Here is a 25,221-nt window from a genome sequence, read left to right on the forward strand (position 1 = left end):
AGGAATCTTATAATCATTTCTGTTGTTTTTATAACCATTATTTTATTAATGGTTATGAGCAATATCATAATTGTGGCAGAAAAAATAGGCCAGTTAACCCATAGTGGAATGTATGGTGAAGTTACATTCTATCTTCTGATGTTCGGATTGTTTTTCATATTTATTATTCTCCCTATCTGGAAGATTTATCGTGCACCACAAATTCCAGCTATGCAGATTGACAGCGCAATGGATTTGCATACGCTAAGACAAATCGGGCAACAACTTGAGTCAGGATTTGACTACATTCCTGATAAATCGACACGCATACGTCGCCAGAAAGAATTTGAGTATGAATTAAATCATACCCATGACGCAGATTCTCTAAGAATTTGTATAGACAAAGAAGTACAGACCAGACTGAAAGGTAACAGTGAATTAGGAGTTAAGGGCATAGACTTCCAAATAAAAGAGTGGGCAAAAACAGTCTTTATTGTAACAGCACTGTCTCATAATAGCAAAGTTGATGCTATATCAACTCTCGTATTAAATTTCTCAATGATGAAGAATATGATTTTAGGAACAGGGTTTCGTCCCAATGATATACAGATGTGGCGTCTATATCTACGGATTCTGATAACGTCTCTATTTTCTTATGCTGTTTCTGAAGCTCTCACAGAGGTAGGCGGCGTAAAACCGTTTGAGTTCTTAAATGATATTGATTTATCCGGTGATAATAATGAGTTTGATACAGATATTGAAGTTGAAGGAGATTCTGATTCTTTTTCCTTTTCAAATATCTTAAGTAATATAAAGATACCAGGCCCAGTTGTAGGACCAATCCTCAATGGAATTTCAAATGCACTTCTAACGCTTAGAATAGGATTTGTCACCAAAGCATACCTTGTAGAAGGACAAAATCTTTTCTTTGACAGACCTCGTCGAAAGGAGATTAAACGTGAAGCTTTCAAAAATTCCGTTATAGCATTACCAGGTGTTTTAGTGGAAGGAAGCAAAGGTATGGGGAAAAGCATACAGAAGTTAATCAATTGGTACATTAGAGATATAAAATCAACTTATCATGTATCATAAAAAAATAATATGATTAAGAAACTGTTCAAAATTAATTTTATGCATATGAGTAATTCACAAATAAGTTCGTACCTACAGATGCCAGTGCCCTGTTTGTACAATAGAAAAGCGAGTCCTTAGTATTGTAATCAGCAGGTCTTATCCATTTGCCTTTCAATATGCGCCACAGGATTTCAGCAAGATTAAGTTCTGGAGAGTATGGTGGAAGATAAAAAAGAAATAATCCTCTATCCTCCCATATTTTTCTGAGTTCTTTTATCTTTCTGTTCCTGTGTACAGAAGCATTGTCAAGGACAACCACCGTTTTCTTCTTTACCTCAAAAGAGAAAATGTCAAGAAAATCCACAAGTTTGTCTGCATTGATGGATTCTTGTGTTGTAAAACCTTTATATTGATTCCATCAATATTTTGTGCTGAATATAAAATATTTTAGATCACTTACTTAAGTTAAACAATTAATATATTTATTTATGTTGCAATTCTATAAGATTGTTATTCATTTGATTTATGTGTCAATTTATGTGTTCTTCTTGAGCGCTTTAAATGATGGTGAATATTATTTGAAAGCGGCTAAGACCAATGACCTTTTATCTGCAATACTGATTGGGGTAAACGTTGTCTTGCTGGCTCTGGCTTTTTTCTCAAAGAAAAAGAAATATTATTTTTATCAGATTATACCAATTTTACTGGAAGGGGTATTGTCATATATTTATTCGGATATGGGAGGCCGGTATTATGATGCGGAGAATGATCAGTATATTCGGTGGAATCCTACTTATGAAGGATTTTATATTCTGATGGTTATGTATGTAGTATTCTTTATTTTGTTATTTGTGAAGATTAAGGATAAAGGGAATATATGGGAAACTTTGAAATAACTTTATAGCATGATATTTATTAAGTTCTTGCACTTTTATATTGTTTTTTTTAAAATGCTTATGAGAAAATTATCAAGAATGTTATCAATGATAACAATTTTAGTTTTTTTATTGATTTCTACAAATGCCAATGGATGTAATTGCGAAAGTAATGAAAAAGATTATTATTGTGTAATCTGTTTTGGTACAGGAAAATTTAGAATTAACACTTTTCCATTTGTATCTCAGTGTTCTGTATGTCAAGGAACAGGTGTCTCTTCTAATCCACAAAATAATACTAACGCACCTTTGTATGAGTGTGTATATTGTAATGGTAGTGGAATAAATCAATTCACGGGATCTTTTTGTTCTTTTTGTTGTGGGTATGGTGTAAGTTATGCTAAACCTAAAGATCAAGACAGAATGTCTGGTGGCTCAAGGTCAAATAGTAACAAATCTAATAGTAAACAAGGTCTTTGCCCTGCATGTGATGGAAGGCAAACATGTCCTGTATGCAGGATCTCAGGAGGTGTAGATTATGGTGGTATAAAATATTGTAAGGCTTGTGGTAATACTAGGCGTTGTCCATGGTGTAAAGGTTCAGGGAGAAAATAAATAATGTTTTTATAAACCGGAATGTTAAAACTAAAATATTTTCTTGCGGACATTTTTATTTTACGGCAGAAAAACAGCCGATAAAATCGTCGTGGTGAAAAAATAGAATGATTACCTATGGCAGTGTATTTATCTTATAATCCAACATAAAATAATCTAGTCAAGAAAAAACTATCATCAATACTGATGGAATATATTAAACTTGCATCTCTATATAAATAAAATTTGAAAGATATGATGAAATACAATTTAAATGACCGGATACGAGGCTCAATGATAGGAGGTGCCATAGGAGATGCATTAGGGTATCCCGTGGAATTTTTGTCTTGGAGTAATATAAAGAATAAATATGGAGCAACTGGTATCACACGCTATGATATGCAGTTTGAAAACTCTATCGACAATGGTTTGGCACTTGTTTCTGACGATACGCAAATGACCTTATATACAGCATGTGGTATTCTTAATGCAGAAAAGGATGGCACAGCTTTCATTTCTGCAATTTGTGAGGCTTATACCGAATGGCTGTTGACGCAGATTAGGAAAAAGAAAAAAGGTTTAGAGCAATGCTGGATTAGTAAACTTCCGGAAATGAATTCTTGCAGAGCACCTGGCAATACATGTATCAACTCTCTTATGGATCTCATGAATGGATATAAACCTTGTAATGATAGTAAAGGATGTGGTGGAGTAATGCGAATTGCTTCTATTCCTCTTTATGGAGCTGTTGATAATCGTATGAATATAAGCAAAGTGTGTAAGTTGGCAGCGGGAGCATCCGAATTGACTCATCAACATCCCTTAGGGTATATTCCATCTGCATTTGTGGCATACCTAATTTATCGTCTGGCTCAGGATGAACATCCTACAAGAGAGAGTTATAAGTCATATCTCAAAGAAGGATTATCATATATTTCGGATAACTTTCCTATGTATAATGATGTACTTGGAGAATTCATTTTGCTGGTGGACAGAGCCATGTATCTCGCAAATGAAACAGATGATAATGATGTAAAAAACATTGAAAACTATTTAGGGCACGGATGGGTGGCCGAAGAAACGGTAGCCATTGCCGTCTATTGTTCGCTTGCACATTTTGATAATTTTGAAAAGGCTATGATAGCAGCTGTAAACCATAGTGGTGACAGTGATTCTACAGGTGCTGTTACTGGAAACATCCTTGGTGCAGCGATAGGATATGAAGCTTTACCTGATTTTTACAAAGAGAGTTTGGAAATGCATGACGTAATTTTACATATTGCTGATGATATTTTTGATGGAAAGGAGTCTGTGTACAAATAAAAATGGGCTGTTGCTAAGCCATATCACAAGTTGCAATTGGTGTATTTTTAGTTTCAGCAGATAATAATTATATAATTTTTTATGCACTTTTTATTGTAAATAATTTACTAAAATCATAATTATATGAAAACATTAGATAAAATCACAAAATTAGAGCAGATGCTCAATAACAGATGCACAGCTGAAGCTATTACAGAGTTAAACGAAAATGAAGTCTTTGTATTCGGTTCAAAGCCAGATGGCAATCATGATGGTGGTGCAGCCAAGATTGCAGTTGAGAAATTCGGTGCAAAACAAGGAATGGGAGAAGGCCTTAGTGGACAGAGTTATGCGATACCGGTACATCGTTATAGAATTGAAAAAATGGCAGATGCAATATCTCGTTTTATTGAATATGCAAGTACTCATCCTGAACAGATATTTTATGTTTTGCCAATTGGTTGTGGTAAAGCGGGTATGAATGCATCAACAGTTGCGGAAATGTTCGAGAGCGCTATAGAATTGGATAATATTTATTTACCATTTATATTTATCGAGGCTTTAAAAAAAATATTAGAAAATAATTCAGAAATATCATCATATAGATATCATGGTAGATGGTATGGCTTGATGTTCTGCCTTGGAGAACAAAGTGGTCGCAATATGAAAGAGAAATTGAAAGATAAAGCTTCCAGTATTATTACCATGTTGGAAATAAGCGATGAATTTCCAAATGACATCAAATATGTAAGTAAGCTTATTGAATTAGAAGATGAAAAGAAACAATTAGGTGAAGAACTTTCTGAAGCACAAAAAGAAAGAGAATTTTTATTGGGGGCAGTAGAAGCTAAAAGAGTTTATCTTGATGATAAGAACTGGAAAAGATTATTGGTTGATCGTGATATCAAATAAATATTAGGTAAGTGATCTAAAATATTTTTATATTCAGTATAAAATGTTAATATTGTATCATGTTATTGCAGAATGTAAATCATGAAGCATATTTCCTTTTCTATCTTCCACAATACTCTCCGGAACTTAATCCAGCCGAAACTCTGTGGCGCATATTGAAAGGCAAATGGATAAGACCTGCTGATTACAATACTAAGGACTCTCTTTTCTATTGTACAAACAGAGCTCTTGCATCTGTAGGAACCAACTTATTTGTGAATTACTCATATGCATAAAATTAATTTTGAATAGTTACTTAAATATAAATAAATTAACAAAAACAAGATGAAAGATTTTATAACATCAAGCAATGTATCTTTTAATTGGGTTGAACGTCTTAGTAAATTAAGCAATTACACCTTGTTTGTTAGTGATTGCTTTTGGACATTGAAGACAGATGATTTTTACGAGTTTTATTATAATCCACGTATGTTTATGGGTAAGATAGCATCAGACAAGATGCCGGACTTAGTATTACAAAGAATAAAACAATGTTCCGCAATATTTAATAAAGGAGATATCTTTTACGAACATATTCCTGATAACAAATTGCGACCTACAAATATCAGATTTCGACAAATAGAAAGAGACATGCGTATAGGAAACTGGTTCCATGCACAAGGTCAGAATTATGCTACCTGGAAAGGACTGTTTATCTGTGATGATATGTATGTTGAAAATTTGGAAAGAGTATGTTCTATACATGATATAAAGGGAGGTATTGTATATGATATGATTCGTATGGGATGCCAGTCAAGAACTCCATATTACATTAAATCTCTTTATGACTTATCTATTTTTGAAGGTGTTAATATGAAGGAATACACATTATCCCCGTCGGAAGATAAAGAATGGGATGCAAATCAATGGAAAGACAGCTTCAATTATCTTTCTGAATATGCAAGAAACGGTGACGGACTGGCCATGCAGGAGATAAGAAATATGCGTGCGGATGTCTTCAAGAATACTGTAGCTATAGTAAGGAAAGGACAGTATGTACTGAATGGGATAAACCATACATTTTCTAATGCTGACACCATACATATAATTAATGACACATGTTTCTATGATAGCGCATTCGATGTATCCGATTATCCATCCTTGGATATCAGTACTAATTATTCTGTAGAGAATTCCGACTGTCTTACCACGGCAAAAAAACTGCGGGATAAAGGTTATAATGTTGCTGTATTAAATATGGCAAGCAGACAAATCCCAGGTGGCGGCGTCTTAGGAGGAGCAGGTGCACAAGAGGAAAACTTATTTAGACGCACTAATCTATTTCTGTCAATGTATCAGTTTGCAGGATATGCAAATCAATATGGACTAAATGCACGTAAGGAACAATATCCGTTAGAAAGGAATTTCGGAGGCATATACACTCCAGATGCCATTGTCTTCCGTGGTGAAGAAAGCTTGGGCTATCCTTTATTGGGACAAGATTCTTTCCGCATGTCCTTCATCTCTGTTCCAGCAATCAACCGCCCGAACATGAAAGACGCTACACATCTGGCTGATGACATGATAGAAGGTACCAAGAATAAGATGAGAACAATACTCCGCATAGGACTTATTCATGGTCATGATGCGTTAGTGTTAGGTGCTTTAGGATGTGGAGCTTTCTGTAATCCTCCATCGCATATAGCCCAACTGTTTCACGAGGTGTTTGAAGAACCGGAATTCAAAAACAAATACCGCCTTATATGTTTTGCCATTTTAGATGATCATAATGCGAACAGGAGGCATAATCCTGAAGGAAACTACATACCGTTTAAGAGAGAATTCTCATAAACTTCCTAGCTTAGTCATTTCATCCCCATAAATCAATCATTAATATAGCTAAATAACTCATTTTCAATAATAGATGAAGGATATGAAAGAGAAATGAAGTATGTTTTTCACCTGTAGAACCATATTATTTATTGATGCAACATAGTAAATTACATTAATTATAATGAAAGAAGAAAGTCATGGTAGATTACGAAGCAATGAACAAGTGGATGAAATTCACGTGCAGGCATGAGGCGAATATCTTCAATGCAATCTTCCTCGACAAGGAGAAGGTTACAGACGAAGACATAGCATCTTTTGTGACTGATATAACCACATTCTTCAATCTGCCGCGACCCGAGATTATAATCAAAAGTATTCGTATGAAAATATTATCAATTGGTGATATATTCCTTTATAATTTATACTCATTTATATTACAATTAGTTTTTAGTTTTTTATGACAACAATAATTTGCATTACGATTTTGGCCTATTTAATCATGGGTAAAAATATTTATTCTTTATTGGAAAAAGTAAAGGATGTAGATTGGAAAAAGAAAGGAAATGATTTGTACGAGAAATTGAAACCTTATGCGAAAAGGGTAGGACGAACTGCGGCTAAGCCTTTATTACAGTTTTATTTTGTATTGTCGGATAATAAGACTACAACATTGGATAGAGTCTTGATTTATGCTGCTATTATATATACAATTTCTCCAGTAAGTTTGTTACCAAGTGCTGTATATAAGTTATTGGGTATACTTGATGAAGGAGCCGCAATGCTATTTGTATATAATAAAATAAAAAGCAATATCACACCTGATATTGAAATGAAGGTCAATCAGACTTTGGATGAATGGTTCGGGTGTGAATATGAGATAATAAACCAATGATTGGTATATTAAAAAGTTAATAGTAGAATATTATGAAGGTATTTATTTCTTATCTTGAAATTCAGGATATTGTCTTTTCGAAGACCGGTAAAAATATAGTTTTATCATTTAAAGATGATCGAACCGTGATCATCAACCACACCTTGACTATCAAAGCTCCTCTATTAGGAAAAATAAAGAAAAATGTTAAAGCCGATATTACAGTAGAAGAAATTGCAGGAATGGATATTAAGTTGAGATATGATATGTCTTTAGGTATGAATATGATATTCGCAGGAGTTAGGAGAATATTAGGAGACATTATTGATAACTCTCAATTACTCTCTTGGGGCGATGATAGTAATATCATTATATTGCATCTTGACAGGGTAGCTGAAAGAATGGATATTCACAACTTTACTCAGATGATAAACCATTGTAGCGATATTACATTTAAGGCAGAGGAAGAGGGAATATTAGTATCGTTTAAGTTACAAAATATATAGTATTATGTATAGTGAAAGATACGAGCCATACATCGAAGAGATGACCGAAGATATAAGTGATGCAGCAAGGCTTTTAGCTTTGGACGCGGAAAGAAACGTTCCCGAGACTGGATTATTTCCTAAAATCACAGTAGAATTTAAGGACAAATCCGGAATACTTGATATAACATATTGGCAATTGAATATCTGTAGCTTCATAGAGGGAGGAAATGGTGACAAGAGATATCTTGAAGTCTCCGGAACACTAAAAGGCGGATATAAGATGTCATGCTTTAATTTTGCCGGAACGACATCTGAATGCATAGAAATGTTACGTAATCCTTTTTATGTAGAAAATGTAAAACAGACAATGAGAGTAAATCTTAACGCTATGGATGATTAATTTCTGGAGATATTATATTTTTTATCCTCCTTTATGATAGATGGAACCGTAATAGTTACTCCATATCTTATAAAGGAGGATTTTTATTACGATGCATTATGGAAAATGAATACTTGACCAAAATAAATGAAAGTGTAAACAGGCTGTTTCATTCTATTGAACACCGGATGACAGATGAAGATATGATTCGCATCCGCTCGGCTTACGAGCTTGCAAAAGAAGCTCATAAAAATCAGAAACGTAAGACTGGCGAACCTTACATAATTCATCCTATTGCAGTAGCTCGTATTGTTGCTGAGGAATTTGAGTTGGGCGCCAATCCTATAATGGCAGCTTTTCTGCATGACGTGGTTGAAGATACACCTTACACGCTGGATGATATTAAGGAACGTTTTGGTGAAGACGTCGCATTTCTTGTAGGCGTTGTAACGAAGCAGAAGAAAGCCGAATATAATCAGTCTAAGCAGATAGATAATTATAGGCAGATTTTAGCTTCTGTGCAGTTTGATGTCAGGGCTATCCTGATAAAACTTGCCGACCGCCTTCACAATATGCGTACATTGGACAGTATGAGACCTGATAAACAGATGAAGATAGCAGGTGAAACGGATTACTTCTATGCGCCTTTGGCAAACCGACTTGGAATGTATCATGTGAAAACTGAACTTGAGAATCTTTCCTTCAGATTCAGATGTCCGAGAGAATATAATTTTCTTGAAAATCTTATGGAAAAGGAAAAGATACAATACCAGAGTCGTATTGATTCTTTCATAAGTAAAATAGAGAGTCTATTGAAGGAAAACAATATTAAGGCCAGAACTGAGATAAGATATCGTATGCCTTATAGTATATGGCGAAAGATGAACAGCATGGAATGCGATTTCCAGCATATTGACGGTAAACATTATGTGCGTATTGTATATGAAGCATCGGATATTAAAGAAGAGAAATATATAAGTCTGAAAATATATTCGGTTCTGACAGATTATATTAAGGAAAAGCCCGGAAGTGTTTCAAATTATATTAACGCACCTAAAGAAAACGGATATCAGAGCTTTCATCTGAAACTTTTGTGTGATAACGGTAATTGGGAGGAGATTCACATATCGTCTGAGAGAATGGTTCGCAATTCAAGGTTAGGATGTGCTGCAGAACGTACAGAATCGAACTTGAAGGCATGGCTGGATAAGTTTAAATCAGTCCTTGAAGATGTGGCATACAGCAGCGAGATGGACTATATGGATGGTGTAACATCTTCATTTTATAATGATGATATAATGGTTTTTACTCCGGAAGGTAAAGGAATAATTCTTCCTAAAGGTGCAACTGCTATAGATTTTGCCTACGAAATTCATAGCAAAATCGGTGAACATGCTGTATATGCCAGGATTAACGGGAAATTATCGTCAGTAAAAGTTGAGTTACATAGGGGTGATTGTGTGGAGATTGGGACAAGCGATTATTCTGTTCCTGATAAGAGTTGGCTTGACTGTGTCAAGACATATAAGGCAAAAAGATATCTACGTCAGTTCTTCCGTAATCAGCCAATATTGGAATATATCAGATGCAATTGTTGTCATCCATTACCAGGTGATGAAGTTATAGGATTTAGAGATGAAAATGGTAGAATTACGCTCCACACCAGAAATTGTTTCACTGCTATAAGAATGGCGTCAAGACAGGGAGATTCTATTGTTGCTGTAAATTTTGAACCGGATAACAGGTTCTTATATCCTGTCAGAGTCCAGATTAGAGGTGTTGACAGATATCATATACTGAGTGATGTGGTGGAATGTATTACGGATAAACTTAAGCTGTCTATAGACTGTCTGCACACTGAAACTGTAGATAGGATAGTAGAGTGTTACGTTGATTTTAAAGTGCATTCAAGAGAGGAATTGGATAATATTGTTGCCCTTATAGACAGTATTGATGGAGTAGATGAAGCTCATGGTGTGAATATTGAGTAAATAATATCAAGAAAATAATCCAGTGTGAATGTTTTTTTGAATCACAAAGATTATAGATATATGTTTGTGATTTGTATTCATATATTGTAGATGAAAGTCAGTATGATGGATGAAGTGGATTATACATTTGAAGATTCTATATTATATTCCGGTGACAGGCAAAAAATAATTATGTGTTCAAAAGGAGTTGACGGAGTTGTAAGAATTCCGGACCGTGTGAAATATATATCTGATTTTGCTTTTTACTGGTGTAGAAATATTGAAGAGATTGTTTTACCTGATACTATAGAATATATAGGCAGATATGCTTTCTATGGATGTAAGAAACTGAAAAAGATAAAAATGTCTGGTATTAATCTCAGATATATTGATTCCAGTAATTTTATATCGGATAAAACCGCTGAACTTATTGGAAGAAAATATACATCTGCCGACAACGGGATTATGTATAATTTCGATGGGACAGTTGTAATCAAGTGTATAGACAGGAAATTGAAAGAAGTAAAACTGCCAGAAAGTGTAATCAGAATTGAAGATTATGCGTTTGCTGGTTGCATTGATCTTGAAAGAATCAGTTTATCAAGAAATACCAGAGAAATAGGGACAAAGGCTTTTAGCGGTTGTATTGCATTGGAAAATGTGTTTATGACACAGTCTTTAAATAGTATAGGAGATTATGCTTTTGTAGCATGTGATAAATTGGAGTTATTTGACCTTAATGAAAAAAATATCAATATGGGAGAATCTGTGTTTTTAAGATAAATAATTTTCAAATTAGCTATGAAAGATAATAATATACCCGACAATGAATGTAACAGGTCGAAGGATTATTTTGATCCTGTTACTAATACTATAGATATTCGGTCTGACGGCTTATATCCGTCCAATGTTTTAAGTAATCTGTGTAGCAATGGATTCCGCTTTGAAGGAATGGTATGCGGCAGTATGGAGGGCTTCCTGCAATCGTTGAAATATAAAGATAAAGATAAACAGAGGCAGATTTGTAGCATGAAAGGAGGCAATGCTAGAAAACGCAGTGTCACGTCATGGCAAACAGATCAAATAGTATGGTGGAAAGGATACGCTATTGACAGGCAAGGTGAAGAATTCCAACAATTGGTAAGACGTGCTTATCAGGCTATGTTTGATCAAAGTCAGAGATTTCGTGACGCACTTATGCAGACACGTGGAATGACCCTGATTCATTCTATAGGAGAAGTGAATTCTTACAAGACAATTCTGACCTCACAAGAGTTCTGTAGCATATTGACAGATATCAGAGAGGCCTATGATAAACGTGACAAGAATTTGCCGAAACGTAGAAAACGTGTTTTCATCAATATGGACAATGTACTGATAGATTTTCATTCGATAAAAGAAAATCAAGGCAATGATACACTTAGTATGTATGGAGGAAGAACTGATAATATACCAGGAGCAATTGATGCCATATCTGAACTTCAAGAGTATTTTGATTTGTATATTCTGATTACTACTTCATGGAATAATCCTTCTGTTTTGGTAAATAAAGTAAAGTGGGTTATACACACTCTTGGCAATACGTTTAAAGAACATATCATAATAACAAGTAGAAAAGATATGTGTATAGGTGATTATCTGATAGATAGTTCAGGAAATAATGGAGCATCAGAGTTTGAAGGTGAATGGGTCATGTTTGGTAGTGAAAATTATCCAGACTGGCGTTCCGTTATCTTGTATTTATATAAAAAAGAGGATTTGGATAAAAGAGAATTTTCTACTACCTGTGAGAATTGATAATGGATATGTTAAACAAAAAACAACAGAAATATGAATATATATTATGCAACATTAAGCAAGACAGGAAAACGTTCTAATAACGAGGATGCTTTCAGTGTCATTCAGGCAGATAATAATTCACGTTGGTTGGGCATTGTATGTGATGGATTAGGCGGTCATGATTTTGGAGAAGTGGCCAGCGAAACGGTAATAAAAGCTATTACTGACTATTGGATGGAGAATGATAAAGAAAAAGATACGGAAGAAAAAGTGAATAATGCCTGCCACTTTGCCTACAACGAATTGAACAGGTGTGCCGATAGTTTGAAACATGCAGATATGGGCACAACAATGGTGATGGCAAGCATAGAAGGCAATGTTGTAACAATAGCACATATAGGAGATAGCAGATGTTATATTTTACGTAAAGATGGCGGCCTGTTGTATCAGACCGAAGACCACGTGAACCGTATTCTCGGTTGGGAAACTCTTTCCCGATGTTTTTTCTCTTACAATTCTAGGAATCTTGTTCCTGATATAATACAGTTGCATTTGGAAACTGGAGACCGCATATTGCTTTGTTCAGACGGAGTATATAAAAGTATTGTTTCATATATTCTTCAGGAGCGGATGATGGACAATAAATCACCTGAAGATATACTGGGTACTTTTGATTTACTTTGCGAAAAGAATGGCGACGATAACTATACTGCCATTTTGGCTTTCATAGAATAATATCATAGTTTGACTTATAAAAATAATTTCTATGAATAAATCAGACAATCACGTACAAACGGTAATGAATCTGATTGAGGAGATAAAAAAGAAACTCAACCTGTCAGATTCAATAGAGAATATTGTTAAGAAGACAAATCAGGAAGGTTATCAGTACGCAAGACTCAACAAAATGATATTGTATCCATGGGAGGACGTATTAGCCAGTATGTATAAGTATCCTGAAAAAGTTGCCACGGTGAATGACCAAAACTGTCCTCACTGCGGTGGACAGTTGATAAAATTATATTTTATGTCACCCGGTTGGACGTGGAGTGAGTTGTGTGGACGCGGTGGATATATGATTATATGTCCTGACTGCATAGAACAAATAGATTTCAACTTGACAATTATGAACTGAAAGGTGCCCCCTATTCATAATAGAAGTGTCCTGATTCAACGGGACACCAATGAACTGAATAACAAGTATAAATATCTTTGTAACCGAAGAAATAATTATGGTAGTCATCCATCCGAAAGATAAAACCACAAGCATGCTTTCTATTCTTTATGAAGGGATTGAACATACTCTTATCGACCAAAGTTACAGTAAAAATGAAATTAGTCATATTTTAAATCATGTTCCATGTCATGAGCATATACTGTTGTTGGGACATGGATCAGATTTGGGACTTTTCTCACGTAATGACGACAGATTTGATGTTTTCGATCGGCTTATCGTATACCATCCTCATGCTTATTATCTGCGTAAACATGGTTGTAACATTGTGGGGATATGGTGCAATGCCAACTTGTTTGCAGAGAAGGAAAGACTGCATGGCCTGTTTACCGGTATGATTGTTACAGAAATGAGTGAAGCTTCGTTGTATGGCATTAATACCTCACAAGAAGAGTTGGACAAGGAAAACGTGAAGTTGGCTAAGCGCCTGCGTTCATTACTAGATGAGAATGTTCCGTTGCAAGATATTTCTTCAAGAATATTGGCTTTGGATGATGTTCACTCACAGCTTACTGATTTTAATTATCGTAACTTCTACTATCTATAAAATCTATTTAAATGAAAATAAGGAATCTGATATACGCTGTCTGCAATCAACTGTTACGTCCCAAATCATGGCGTAATATCTTTATTACGTACGATGCATTTGGCATTTTCAGCAGATATAGTCATATTTCAAGAAGTACAGGCCGACCGAAAATAATGTATCTTTCAAAATCAGATGCAAAGAAAGCTGCTGATGTAATGAGTAAAAAATATGGTGTTCACTTCTCTGTATATAAATGTATCTGGTGTGACGGATGGCATATCGGGAAAAACAGCAGAAATAAGGTTAAACCGGAGACTGTAATCATAAGACAGAAGATTCCGTTTATTATGCAATCGAATGTTCTGTATGAGACATTAAGGCAATATCCTATTGTTGATCTAGCTCCTGTTTATGACCGGGGAGTCAGGGGACGTACTTTATCTGCGCGAGAAAGCAACTGGCTGTTGGCAAAGTTGCGTGAATCCGGCGTTAAGGTAATAATAGATCTTCGTACTGCTGATCATACTGACCGTTACGACAGTAGTGTAGCTGATGCAGGATTGGAATATTACAGTATACCTATTGACAGCAAAAATACGGATGTACATCAGATAATAGCCTCACTGTCCACATTGTTTGGCCTGATGGACAGAGGTAATTTCTATATATCCTGCGCCATGGGAAGGCATCGTACTGACATTGCCATCGCGCTTTATTATGTACTGCATCCCTTGGTTCCTTTTGAGGACGTACCGGAAATGAAGGGACATAGAAATATAGAGAAAAAATTTTTCAGATGTGAAGACATAGCTACAAGACTAAACAGTGTCATGAGAGCGATCTCTTCTGATGAACTGGAACTGTTAGGCTTGCCTACTGACTATGAGTCGGAGTTTAACAGACGAAAGAAACATTTGTTTGATGTAAACCGGAACTTTAAATGTTGAAAGATTGAAAATAGAAGTTCAAATAATGGCAAACGAAACTATGAACTATGGAATCAAATCTCCTTGGCTATCCAGTCATGGAGATTTTTTATTATATAAAGAATTACATGATAGAAAAGGATGGCTTCCCGTACTCTATATAAATGAATTACAAAAATGATAAGGATACTCAGAAAAAATACATGTATTCGTGATAGTTTAACTATACCTTGTCACTCTATGATTTATATAAATTATAAGACACTCAGTTATGGGAGCATTTACAAGTAAGAAAATCATATATGGTAATCCTGATAAGATTCCATATATCGCAGAAGAAATACGTAAATCATTTACAATTGAAGGATTTGAAGTTCGTATAGTAGAGCCTTCTTCAGGTAATGAAATATACATTACCAAAGGAGGTATGTTTAAAGCCGCATTTGGATTGCGTTCTGCTTTGAAAGTTACTATGAAAGCTACAAGAGAAGGCTATATTGATTTTAAAGCAGGAGTCAGTATTGTAAAACAACAACTCATACCAACACTCATCACGATATGCGTGTTTTCGCCTGTAGTTATCGCACAAATATGGGGAATGATCAAGCAGTCAAAACTGGATGAGAAGGCTTTAGGTATAGCAGAAAATTACGTTTATAGCAGAAACGGAGATTGATAACTAATAATATTTTTATAACCAATAAATGTATAAAACATGAAAACAAAAGTATTCAATCTAATTATTCTCGATGAGAGTGGTTCAATGCATAGTATTAAGAAAGAAGCCATCGACAGTGTGAATGAAACCGTACAGACCATTTGTGCTGCAGAGAAGAAGAATGAAGATCAGGAACATTTCATATCACTCGTTACATTCAATGATGATGTAAAGAAGGTTTATGATTGCGTTCCTTCCCTTAAAGTTAAGGAACTGACATCGGATATTTATTGTCCGAATTGCTCAACTGCTCTTTATGATGCAATGGGTATATCTCTGAATGAGCTCCGCCGTAAAGTTACCGATGAAGACCGTGTGTTGGTGACCATTGTTACTGACGGGTATGAGAACGCATCGAAAGAATATAACGGAAGTGCAATAAAGGCATTGGTTGATGAACTGAAAGATAAAGGATGGGTATTTGCCTATATCGGAGCAAATCATGATGTTGAGAAAGTTGCTTCTACTATTTCAATCACAAATACTATGACTTTCCATACTACATCAGCTGGAACTCAAGATATGACCAAACGCTTAAATAAAAGCAGAATGAATTTTTTTACCCGTTTGTCTGAACAGTGTTTTGATTCTGTAGCAGAAAATGAACACTTCTTCGATGATGAAAACAATAAGTAATAGGTTTTAAAATCGGATATTTATGTATAAGATATTTGTTTTGTTATTTTGCGCATTTGCTTTGCTTGGTGCTACATCGTGTCAGGAACATCTGGATATTGATAATCATGTGAAATCTCAAGACACAAACGCTTCAGCCAGTAGAATAGCAGAGATTATTCAACAGGCAAGGCAAGGAAAAGCTGAAGCTTATGAGGCTCTGGCTATGTGCTATCGTGAAGGTGACGGCGTAAGGCAGAGCAATCTGAATATGATGACTATGTATATGCTGTCTTGCAGGAAAAAAGGTAAAGATATAGCAGAATTTATTGAAGTCTTGGATGAAAATCATCCTATACGTTTACTGATAGATGTCTTGGATAATCCTAGAATTGAAAATGCGCTGCAGGAATCAGTAAAAAAATTGAGAAGTGTATCGCCTGCTGATGCCTTGATTTACGATGCTATCTACGCACTTGAATGTAAGAATGACCCTACTGCCTCTGAGGAACTGCTAAAGGAAGCTGTGAACAAAGGAAGTGATATGGTCTGCCTCATACAACTGGCCTTGTATAAGCATCTTGGATATAATGATAAATATGAATATTGCTTATATGAATATGCAGACAGATTACCGGTAATAAATATTGTATTGGGAGACTTATGTATGAAGGATTCATGTGAGGGACATTTTCAACAAGCTGTCAAGTATTATAAGATAGCCGATAAGCATGGAATGCTGACTCCAAGAGGAGCGCGAAACCTATCCGCAGCCTACCGTATGCTTGAAAGCGAAGGAAGGATGAAATGCAACAGTAAAGAAATGGAACGTCTTACTGTTTTAGAGAAATGATATTCATGTCAATTAATAGATGAAAATTATGAGAAAAATAACATTTAAGGAGTATTTTGTTACATTGTTCGGCGGCTTATGGCAGGCCGTTTTGTGGATATTAGGATTATTCGGATATAAGGATGAAAGTAAATTCGGGATAGTGGTAAAACGTGTTTTTGCTTTGTGTGCGGCAATTCTGTTAGCACTGTTTACCGTTTGTATGTTGTATGCTTTTGCAACGGATATTGTTTATAGAAAATGGATAAGACCTCATACGGATGATTATGTTTGGGAGGAAAAATACATAAGCAATTACATCGTGTCGCAGCAGATGTATTATTCAGATAAATGCAGAGTGTATGACAAGAATAAAGGAGAAGTATTACATGAGGATATAGATTGGGTTGTTGTTTCGGGTGACAAGGACTCACTGGCTGTATTTGCAAGAAATGGTAAACGCGGATATATTAACCGCTTTACCGGAGAGATTGCTATTCCTGAGATTTATACACGTGCATGGGTGTTTTCTGAAGGATTGGCCGCTGTGGAGAAAGACGGCGAATTGTTGTTCATTGATCATTCTGGCGAAATTGTTATTGATAAGGATTTCCAGGTTTATTTTGATAATCCTAAATATGCTTTCAAGAATGGTTACTGCATGATTAAAAATCCGGTTAACGGTAAAATGGGTTTGATTGACCGTTCCGGTAATATAGTGTTAAATACAGAGTATGATAACCTGTTCAATAATGAAGGTTTCTGGCAAGTAGAAAAAGACGGCTGTGTTGGATTATATGATGCAGAACTGAAAGAGATATTTCCAGTTGAAAATTCCGGGATCTGCATATATGACGATATCATAGAAGTGCGTCATGCAGATCACACTGCAAAACGATATGACTATAATGGTAAAGTCATTGTGGATTTCGTAATTGACGAAGTAAGTAATATGCGATATGAAACAACCGAACTTCGTAATAATACTGAAGTATCTGGTGACGAATCTTTTGACAATAAAGTTTATGGAATAGCCAACTGTCAACAATATATGGTTAGAAACGGCAACTATAATAATCCTGATTATTATGGCTTGTTGAATAGGAATGGTAAAATTGTTACTCCACCAATATATACATCAATTGAAGCCATAGATAGGAATTTGTATCTATGTCAACCAGACGGTGTGATTATTAATGATAATGGAAAAATCGTGAAATGACTTTGTTATATTTTCATTATAACTTCTTGTAATAATAATGAAAATTAAAAATGGTATTAAGCATGAATTAGTTGAAAAAATATATGACTTTATTTTATAGTGTTTATATATGTCCTCGCTGTGGATATTTTATAGAGGAATCTTCTGATGGTAACTTAATATATGAATGTGAAGATTACATCAAATTACAGTGCTCAAGGTGTGGACGTGTAGAAATTACAAATGTTACTCATAACCCGATACAGAAACAGGATAGGAATATCCAATTATCAAAATGTTGTCATGTAAAAATGCGACCTTGGGATATGGGATGTCCTTCATGTGGTCAAAAAATGTTTAAAAAGATTCTTAATGATGAGTAAAATAGAGGATGTGGTGTCTGTTATGTATAAGTTTTGACATATATAGTACATGAATATTTATAAGATATAAAATAATCTTCTTGGAAGTTTGCTTATATTAATCTCCTATTTTTCATATCTCCGACTATGGAGGAATACTATCCGACCGTTAGGTAGGGTTAGTTAGTTTTTGTCTGACAGAATACTTTCTGTCGGACGAAAACACAACTTGCTCTGTTCGTTTGAACAGAGAATCCACTTAAAGTGGATTGTGGCTCCATGCCCATTTATAGCTATAAAATAGAGTCATATTTACCTGATGAAAAATGTAAATATCAGTTTGTTTGTGACAAACCTGTATGCAGAGTTGAATATCGTGTGAATGGAGTGCCTGATATTTAGTTATTTGCCGAAATTTAAATATTCAATATTGAAAGTTTTATGCTGTATTGTACTATAGTATCCTGATTTACAGATTCTGTATCATATAATAGTATGTAGATTGTTATAGTAAAGTTGTATGCGTTGCTTAATAAAAGTTGTAATATATTGATAATCAGCGTGTATATGGAATGAACTCTGTTGTGATATTGCAATAGTGTAATACTCTGATAACATAATAACACAACAACATAATGCCCTAATAACATAATATTGCAATAACATAGTAACATAGCAACATAATACCCTAATAACATAACATTGCAATAACATAATAACACAACAACATAATACCCTGACAACATAATATTGCAATAACATGATAACACAACAACATAATACCCTAACAACATAATATTGCAATAACATGATAACACAACAACATAATATCCTAACAACATAATATTGCAATAACATAGTACCTCCATATTATAATATTGTCAGGACATAGTATTATGCCAATATAATGTCCTGACAACTTTAATAGTATGATGTAAAAACACTAAACCGTAGAACAGAATTAAATATGCACTAATTAATTTTACCCGGGTAAGTTTATCTCTATAACCCCATCTTGCTCCTTACTATATTCATGTTGTCCTTCAGGTTTCTGTCCATGACTCTTGCATAATGTTGTGTCATTCTTGTGGATGCATGTCCGAGCATGGCAGACACCTCCTGTAATGGAACGTTGTTGGCCAGCGTGACGGTCGTAGCAAACGTATGTCGGGCTGCATGTGTGGTCAGATTCTTTTAGATGCCGCAGAAGTCCGCAATCTCCTTCAGGTAGCTGTTTGCCTTCTGATTGCAGACAACAGGAAGGCAAGTCCCTTGTTTAAGACATATCGGATGTGATTCGTATTTCTTCAGTATTGCCAATGGAACAGGAAGAAGCGGAACATTTGCTATGGAACTTGACTTTCTTCTTCTCTCCAGCTTTACACGTCCTTTTCTTATCCACCAGTCACCGTTATTGTCCTGCTCCAGATGTTCCGGTCTTAATGTGGATACATCAGCGAACGCCAGACCGGTGAAGCACGCAAACAAAAAGATGTCCTTGACAAGCTCCAGCCTCGGAATATCAAATTCCCTGTTCATTATAGCCTGAAGCTCGTTGTTTGTCAGGAATACCGGATCAGTCTCGTCCTGTTCCATCTTATATCCGTAAAACGGGTCTTTCCGCATCCATTCTTTGGCTATTGCCATATTGGTGATTTTCTTCAGGCATTTCATGTAGCGGACTATTGTGTTGCGGCACAGTCCGGCTTCTGTCTTCAGGAAAACATCAAAAGCCTTGATGAAATCAGGGGAAAGTTCATGGAATGTAATATCATCCTTCTCATAAAAACGTGGCACAAACGTTTCAAGTTTTCTGAGCACATTCTTATAACGGTTGATGGTGACGGGAGAATAGTCTATGTCAACAACCTTCTCCATAGAAGAAATTTCTTCTTTGACTGTTCCAAGCAACGTCCGGACAGTCTCATCCTTTCCGAACACACGCTTTAATATCGTCTTTGGAGTTATCAGTGCCGATTCAAAGGTCAGTTCCTTGTGCTTTTCGTATGCGCGTGTAGTGAGGGCGGAAATATAGTTGTTCAGTTCGATGGAAGCCCTGTCTTTTCCTTTGCTGCATCCCTTGGCCGGATTCCAGTTCTTTAATGGAACGCTTCTCTGTATTCTTATTTCTTCATATTGCCCGTTGATGGTAATCCTCATTAGGATTGGAGCCTCGCCATTTTTCAGCAGTTTTGTTTTCAGAACGAAAAATAGAATGTTCATTGTTCCTTGTTTCATGATCATTTTCTTTTTGAAGTTGCACATTCGGTTATTTCGTCAATCCTGAATGGAGCGGATGGTTGGAGAGAAATGTTAAATTCGGTGGCTTTTATTATTGCCGGCTCTAAAAAACCACCGATTTTTGTTTCTCTTACTATTATCCGCCTGTAGGTACAATCATTATCATCGGATAAGAAAGCCTTTAGCAGACGTTGTATTTCATCCGTCATTCAGTAGGGTATGCAAATGTAGAATTTCATCCCTGAAAATGATTCACGCAAATCGTTGAGAATAAGTGAAGTATGGTACATATCGGTGGTTTTTTCATGGGACTCAAAAAAAGCCACCGAAACAGCAATTTTTTATTGCACCAAATTGCATATTTTTACGGGCAGTACATAAAGAAAAAACCGCTGAAATAACTGTATTTCAGCGGTTTTCATGATTTTTCGTTTTGTAAAAGTGGTGCCACCAGGAATCGAACCGGGGACACAAGGATTTTCAGTCCTTTGCTCTACCAACTGAGCTATGGCACCGTTGTTTCTCGTTTGCGGTTGCAAAGGTAGGCATTTTTTTTATACTACCAAATCTTTTTGAAGAAAAATTTAATAAAAAGTGATTTTTTGACGGTAAAACAGTATTTCAAATATTATGAAGTTGTGGATTATAGTGCCGGCAGTGTATTTAAGGAAGGCTATAAATCAAATAAGGATGTACCGAATGGCACACCCTTATTCTAGTTAGAAAGAGTAGTAAAGTTTTTGTGAAAAGCTTAGTCAAGCTGTTTAGATATTGTGTTGTTTAGAATTTGAAGCTTACACCGGCAGTTACGAATCCTTTAGTTCCAAGACCTGCTTCAACGAATCCTCCTACACGGTCGTTACCTACTCTCAGAGCTATAGGGTTTACCTGGTATGCAAAGTCTGTATTTAATGTTGATTTGCCTGCTGTCGCGTTTTTAGCCAATGCTGTTTCTGAATGTCTTGACAAGTTTACACCTGCTGCAGCCGAACCGTAAAGCTCTACCAGTCTGCGCTTGAAGTAAACGAATTCAGCAGTAGGAAGAACCAGGAATCTCAAATCCTTTTCCTTTATTGATGGAGAGTTTTCTCCTGCCAATGCAAGCTTGCTTGTTGTCATTCCGAATCCGAGGTCTGCACCTAATCTGAAGCGGTTGATGCTGTAACGGTATCCAAATCCGTAAGTGAGGCTTGTTTTACTGTCGGAACGTTTTGAGCCTAATACAGCATCAGCGATACCCATTCCTAAAATGTCCGAAGTTCCTTGTGTCAGTCCGTCGCTTACAGACAGGCGGATATCATGTTTTCTGTCTTCCGATACGTAATCTTTGGTTGAGTTCTGTGCGTTAACCATGTTTACACCAGCTACCATTAATAAAGACAATGCTAAAAATTTCAGTTTCATAATTTAAATAGTTTAGTAAGTTAGTATTCAATTTTTGTTTATTTCTTTGTTTCTTTCACTGACATAACGCAGGTTTATTGGAAAACCCCTATGCCCCTACGAAAAAAAATAAAAAAAAATGTCAGCAACACTCTTTTATAAGTATCGCTGACATTTAAATCAGTCTAAATTATAATGGTATTTTTATTTCAAAGGGTTCCATCCCTGAGCTTTAAGTTCAAGCTCGTTGCCGTCTCTTGTCACGAGCGCACAGCCTAGTTCTTCTTTTGTGATGTGACCAATCACTTTCACATCCTTAATCTGTGAAACAGCTTCGTGCATAGTCAGTGGAACAGTGAAAAGAAGTTCATAGTCTTCTCCTCCGTTCAAGGCACAAGTGCTGAGGTTCATGTTGAACTCTTCTGCCATAACGGCTGTCTGATAGTCTATAGGAATACGTTCTTCATAAACGCGACATCCGCATTTGCTCTGGCTGCATATATGCATCAGTTCAGATGAAAGTCCGTCTGAAATATCCATCATTGCAGTAGGTTTGATACCGGCTTTTGCCAGTTCCTCAATGATGTCTTTTCTTGCTTCCGGTTTAAGGAATCTTTCCAGTAGATATTCTTTTCCTGCAAAGTCTGGTTGTACATCCTTGCTACCGTTGAATACAGCCTTTTCGCGTTCCATAAGCTGGAGTCCCATATATGAAGCTCCAAGGTCGCCTGTTACGCAGATAAGGTCTGTTTCCTTTGCGCCGTTGCGATAGACCACGTCTTCTTTTCTTGCTTCACCTATACATGTGATAGAGATGGCAAGTCCTGTTACAGATGAAGTGGTGTCGCCACCCACTATGTCAACATTATGCAGCTGACATGCCAGTTTCAATCCTTCGTAGAAATCTTCCAGATCTTCAATACAGAATCTTTTTGATACGGCAAGTGAGACTGTTATTTGCTTCGGTGTTCCGTTCATTGCGTATATGTCGGAGAAGTTTACCATTGCCGACTTATATCCCAGATGTTTCAACGGTGTATATACCAAATCGAAATGTACACCTTCCATCAGCAGGTCTGTAGTAACGAGCACCTGACGGTCGTTATATTCCAATACGGCAGCATCATCGCCGATACCGTATTTTGTTTCGTTGTTTACTAACTTTATATTGTCGGTCAGATGTTTTATCAGTCCGAATTCTCCCAAAGTGGAAATTTCTGTTCTGTTTCCTTCGTGCATGATTATATAATTGTTTATACTCTGTTTATAAGTTCTTTCATTATGCTGGTCATTCGTGGCTGTGCGGCATCGGCTGCTTTCTGTACTTCTTCATGTGATACTTCCACTATCTTGCCTTCCACACCCAGGTCAGTGATTACCGAAACACCGAATACTCTGATTCCGCAATGGTTTGCCACAATCACTTCCGGCACTGTTGACATGCCTACAGCATCAGCTCCCAATATTCTGAACATCTTGTATTCTGCAGGAGTTTCGAAGGTCGGTCCCTGAGTGCCGATGTAAACTCCTTTCTGAAGTTTTATACCTTTTTCGGCTGCAATTTCGAATGCCTTTTCAATAAGTTCGTGTGAATAAGCTTCGCTCATGTCCGGGAATCTAGGACCGTAGTCTATGTTTTTGCCTCTCAGCGGATTGTCCGGGAAGAAGTTTATATGGTCTGTAATAACCATCAGGTCACCGATTTCGAAATCAGGATTAGTTCCACCTGCCGCGTTCGATACGAAAAGTGTCTTTATGCCGAGCTCTCTCATTACTCTGACAGGGAATGTCACTTCTTTCATCGAGTAACCTTCGTAGTAGTGGAAACGTCCTTGCATTGCTAGGATGTCCTTACCTCCAAGTTTCCCGAAGATGAGCTTGCCGCTGTGTCCTTCTACTGTCGATATAGGGAAATTCGGTATCTCGGAATAAGGAATTTCATACTTGTCGGTAATGTCGTGTACCAAGCTGCCCAGTCCTGTGCCCAATATGATGGCAGTCTCAGGATTTGTCTGCATCCTTGCTTTCAGGAATGCTGCTGTTTCTTGAATTTTTTCTAACATACTCGGTTATTTTTTGGTTGAACTTTATTGTTTCGTTGTTTAGAAAGCTTACTTCCACAGGCAGAGCGTAGATATATGGTTTCAGTTCTTCGCTCAGGTGCGGATGGGTGATAAGCCTTGCTGCATCTTTCTCGGTTGTTATTATCATTCTTCTGCCTTCGGGCATTGACATGAATCTGCTTCTGAGGGTTTCCATATCTTCCCGGCTGAAATTATGATGGTCGGCAAACACCATTGATTCTATGTTTCCGGTATATTGCTTCAGCTTCTCTGTTATAGCCTTTGGTGATGCTATTCCGGTGAGCAGCAGTATATGTCTGTCCGGTGATATATCCTCAGGCTTCATTTCGTCGTTATTTCCCTGACGGAATATGCGGTACAGATTTCCGTATTTCATATATGTGAAGAACACTTCCTGTTCTGCTGTAGGTGATATTTCAGAACGCAGCCTGTCCATCTCCTCTGAATTCAGGTTCTCCGGACATTTACTTACTATGATGATATCAGCCCTGCTTTTCCCGCTTGCCGGTTCCCTTAGTCGTCCGGCGGGTAGGAGAGTGTCGTGGATGATAGGTCTGTTATAGTCTATCAGCAGTATGTACATTCCTGCCTTGACATATCTGTGCTGATATGCGTCGTCCAGCACTATTACCTGCTTCTTATCACGGTTGCCGGCCTTGGCGATAAGATTGTCAATTCCGTTACATCTGTCGCTGTCGGCGGCTACATTGATATCCGGAAATTTCTGCCACATCTGGAAAGGTTCGTCGCCTATATCCTCTATAGTGCTCTTACTTTTCTCTGCCAGAACGAAACCTTTAGATTTACGTTTGTATCCTCGACTCAACACACACACACTGAATTCATCTTTCAGCAGTTTTATCAGATATTCAGTGTGAGGCGTTTTCCCGGTTCCACCCACGGTGATGTTACCCACGCATATCACCGGTATCGGGAAACTCCTTGATTTCAGGATATCCCAGTCGAACAGCTTGTTTCTCAGCCATACAGCCATGCCGTATAATGCCGAGAAAGGAAGCAGCGGAATGTATATGCGAGGTTTGTCTTGTTTCATCTTCGTG

At 36.5% G+C, this 25,221-nt stretch carries 26 protein-coding genes, 1 tRNA gene and 2 pseudogenes; 22 read left to right on the forward strand and 7 right to left on the reverse strand.

Going from position 1 to position 25,221, the window contains the following annotated elements; all coding sequences use genetic code 11:
* A partial coding sequence (locus tag NW213_RS14440; RefSeq protein WP_258323209.1) for a hypothetical protein occupies positions 1-1,071 on the forward strand: 1,071 nt, incomplete at its 5' end.
* A gap of 37 nt (positions 1,072-1,108) precedes the next feature.
* Here NW213_RS14440 and NW213_RS14445 read toward each other — a convergent pair.
* A pseudogene (locus tag NW213_RS14445) lies at positions 1,109-1,438 on the reverse strand (transposase); the annotation flags it as partial.
* A gap of 103 nt (positions 1,439-1,541) precedes the next feature.
* Here NW213_RS14445 and NW213_RS14450 point away from each other — a divergent pair.
* From NW213_RS14450 to NW213_RS14550, 21 genes are all read left to right on the forward strand, one after another.
* Entirely contained in the window at positions 1,542-1,949 is a 408-nt protein-coding gene (locus NW213_RS14450) for a hypothetical protein (protein WP_258323210.1), read from the forward strand.
* 60 nt (positions 1,950-2,009) lie between these two features.
* Entirely contained in the window at positions 2,010-2,543 is a 534-nt protein-coding gene (locus NW213_RS14455) for a hypothetical protein (protein WP_258323211.1), read from the forward strand.
* Between the two features lie 234 nt (positions 2,544-2,777).
* Entirely contained in the window at positions 2,778-3,845 is a 1,068-nt protein-coding gene (locus NW213_RS14460) for an ADP-ribosylglycohydrolase family protein (RefSeq protein ID WP_258323212.1), read from the forward strand.
* A 123-nt stretch (positions 3,846-3,968) separates the two neighbouring features.
* Positions 3,969-4,736 carry a hypothetical protein gene (locus tag NW213_RS14465; protein WP_258323213.1) on the forward strand — a complete coding sequence of 256 codons (768 nt, stop codon included), beginning with the start codon at positions 3,969-3,971 and terminating at the stop codon, positions 4,734-4,736.
* A gap of 59 nt (positions 4,737-4,795) precedes the next feature.
* Positions 4,796-5,011 carry a transposase gene (locus NW213_RS14470; protein WP_258323214.1) on the forward strand — a complete coding sequence of 72 codons (216 nt, stop codon included), beginning with the start codon at positions 4,796-4,798 and terminating at the stop codon, positions 5,009-5,011.
* A 49-nt stretch (positions 5,012-5,060) separates the two neighbouring features.
* Positions 5,061-6,566, forward strand: a complete 1,506-nt coding sequence (locus NW213_RS14475; protein WP_258323215.1) for a TIGR02452 family protein — start codon at positions 5,061-5,063, stop codon at positions 6,564-6,566.
* Between the two features lie 179 nt (positions 6,567-6,745).
* The gene (locus NW213_RS14480; protein WP_258323216.1) at positions 6,746-7,009 is read left to right on the forward strand and encodes a hypothetical protein; all 264 of its coding nucleotides are present in this window, start codon (positions 6,746-6,748) and stop codon (positions 7,007-7,009) included.
* Positions 7,006-7,440 (forward strand): DUF1232 domain-containing protein, encoded by a 435-nt coding sequence (locus NW213_RS14485; protein ID WP_258323217.1) that lies wholly within the window; start codon positions 7,006-7,008, stop codon positions 7,438-7,440. The genes NW213_RS14480 and NW213_RS14485 overlap by 4 nt, the downstream gene beginning before the upstream one ends.
* A gap of 32 nt (positions 7,441-7,472) precedes the next feature.
* A complete protein-coding gene (locus tag NW213_RS14490) occupies positions 7,473-7,925 on the forward strand; it encodes a hypothetical protein (RefSeq protein WP_258323218.1) in 453 nt (150 codons plus the stop codon).
* Positions 7,926-7,929: 4 nt separating this feature from the next.
* Positions 7,930-8,307, forward strand: a complete 378-nt coding sequence (locus tag NW213_RS14495; RefSeq protein ID WP_258323219.1) for a hypothetical protein — start codon at positions 7,930-7,932, stop codon at positions 8,305-8,307.
* 98 nt (positions 8,308-8,405) lie between these two features.
* The gene (locus tag NW213_RS14500) at positions 8,406-10,277 is read left to right on the forward strand and encodes a bifunctional (p)ppGpp synthetase/guanosine-3',5'-bis(diphosphate) 3'-pyrophosphohydrolase (RefSeq protein ID WP_258323220.1); all 1,872 of its coding nucleotides are present in this window, start codon (positions 8,406-8,408) and stop codon (positions 10,275-10,277) included.
* Between the two features lie 102 nt (positions 10,278-10,379).
* On the forward strand, positions 10,380-11,039 hold the full coding sequence (locus NW213_RS14505; protein ID WP_258323221.1) for a leucine-rich repeat domain-containing protein: 660 nt from the start codon (positions 10,380-10,382) through the stop codon (positions 11,037-11,039).
* 18 nt (positions 11,040-11,057) lie between these two features.
* Positions 11,058-12,053, forward strand: coding sequence for a hypothetical protein (locus NW213_RS14510; RefSeq protein WP_258323222.1), 996 nt, complete (start codon positions 11,058-11,060; stop codon positions 12,051-12,053).
* 33 nt (positions 12,054-12,086) lie between these two features.
* Complete coding sequence (locus tag NW213_RS14515; RefSeq protein WP_258323223.1) at positions 12,087-12,770, forward strand: PP2C family serine/threonine-protein phosphatase; 684 nt, start codon at positions 12,087-12,089, stop codon at positions 12,768-12,770.
* Between the two features lie 31 nt (positions 12,771-12,801).
* Positions 12,802-13,170, forward strand: a complete 369-nt coding sequence (locus NW213_RS14520; protein WP_258323224.1) for a hypothetical protein — start codon at positions 12,802-12,804, stop codon at positions 13,168-13,170.
* 97 nt (positions 13,171-13,267) lie between these two features.
* On the forward strand, positions 13,268-13,816 hold the full coding sequence (locus tag NW213_RS14525; RefSeq protein WP_258323225.1) for a hypothetical protein: 549 nt from the start codon (positions 13,268-13,270) through the stop codon (positions 13,814-13,816).
* A gap of 11 nt (positions 13,817-13,827) precedes the next feature.
* The gene (locus NW213_RS14530) at positions 13,828-14,745 is read left to right on the forward strand and encodes a hypothetical protein (protein ID WP_258323226.1); all 918 of its coding nucleotides are present in this window, start codon (positions 13,828-13,830) and stop codon (positions 14,743-14,745) included.
* 250 nt (positions 14,746-14,995) lie between these two features.
* Positions 14,996-15,400 carry a zinc ribbon domain-containing protein gene (locus tag NW213_RS14535; protein ID WP_258323227.1) on the forward strand — a complete coding sequence of 135 codons (405 nt, stop codon included), beginning with the start codon at positions 14,996-14,998 and terminating at the stop codon, positions 15,398-15,400.
* Between the two features lie 39 nt (positions 15,401-15,439).
* Positions 15,440-16,078: a VWA domain-containing protein gene (locus NW213_RS14540; RefSeq protein ID WP_258323228.1), complete on the forward strand. Its 639-nt coding sequence runs from the start codon at positions 15,440-15,442 to the stop codon at positions 16,076-16,078.
* A 22-nt stretch (positions 16,079-16,100) separates the two neighbouring features.
* Positions 16,101-16,910 (forward strand): hypothetical protein, encoded by an 810-nt coding sequence (locus NW213_RS14545; RefSeq protein WP_258323229.1) that lies wholly within the window; start codon positions 16,101-16,103, stop codon positions 16,908-16,910.
* Positions 16,911-16,938: 28 nt separating this feature from the next.
* Positions 16,939-18,111, forward strand: a complete 1,173-nt coding sequence (locus NW213_RS14550; RefSeq protein ID WP_258323230.1) for a WG repeat-containing protein — start codon at positions 16,939-16,941, stop codon at positions 18,109-18,111.
* Between the two features lie 1,343 nt (positions 18,112-19,454).
* On the opposite strand, the pseudogene NW213_RS14555 reads toward NW213_RS14550, so the two are convergent.
* The 6 genes and pseudogenes from NW213_RS14555 to lpxK all read right to left on the reverse strand — a co-directional run bounded on the left by NW213_RS14555 (position 19,455) and on the right by lpxK (position 25,214).
* Positions 19,455-20,690 (reverse strand): annotated as a pseudogene (locus NW213_RS14555) (site-specific integrase).
* 445 nt (positions 20,691-21,135) lie between these two features.
* A tRNA-Phe gene (locus tag NW213_RS14560) sits at positions 21,136-21,208 on the reverse strand.
* A gap of 265 nt (positions 21,209-21,473) precedes the next feature.
* A complete protein-coding gene (locus NW213_RS14565; RefSeq protein ID WP_154044942.1) occupies positions 21,474-22,097 on the reverse strand; it encodes a hypothetical protein in 624 nt (207 codons plus the stop codon).
* Between the two features lie 183 nt (positions 22,098-22,280).
* On the reverse strand, positions 22,281-23,315 hold the full coding sequence (gene thiL, locus NW213_RS14570) for a thiamine-phosphate kinase (RefSeq protein WP_204391405.1): 1,035 nt from the start codon (positions 23,313-23,315) through the stop codon (positions 22,281-22,283).
* Positions 23,316-23,329: 14 nt separating this feature from the next.
* A complete protein-coding gene (locus tag NW213_RS14575; RefSeq protein ID WP_154044940.1) occupies positions 23,330-24,139 on the reverse strand; it encodes a purine-nucleoside phosphorylase in 810 nt (269 codons plus the stop codon).
* Entirely contained in the window at positions 24,078-25,214 is a 1,137-nt protein-coding gene (gene lpxK / locus NW213_RS14580; protein WP_258323231.1) for a tetraacyldisaccharide 4'-kinase, read from the reverse strand. The genes NW213_RS14575 and lpxK overlap by 62 nt, the downstream gene beginning before the upstream one ends.
* Between the last annotated feature and the right edge of the window lie 7 nt (positions 25,215-25,221).

The sequence above is a fragment of the Bacteroides sp. ET336 genome (genome assembly GCF_024733815.1).
In the GTDB taxonomy this organism is placed as follows: Bacteria; Bacteroidota; Bacteroidia; order Bacteroidales; family Bacteroidaceae; genus Phocaeicola; species Phocaeicola cellulolyticus.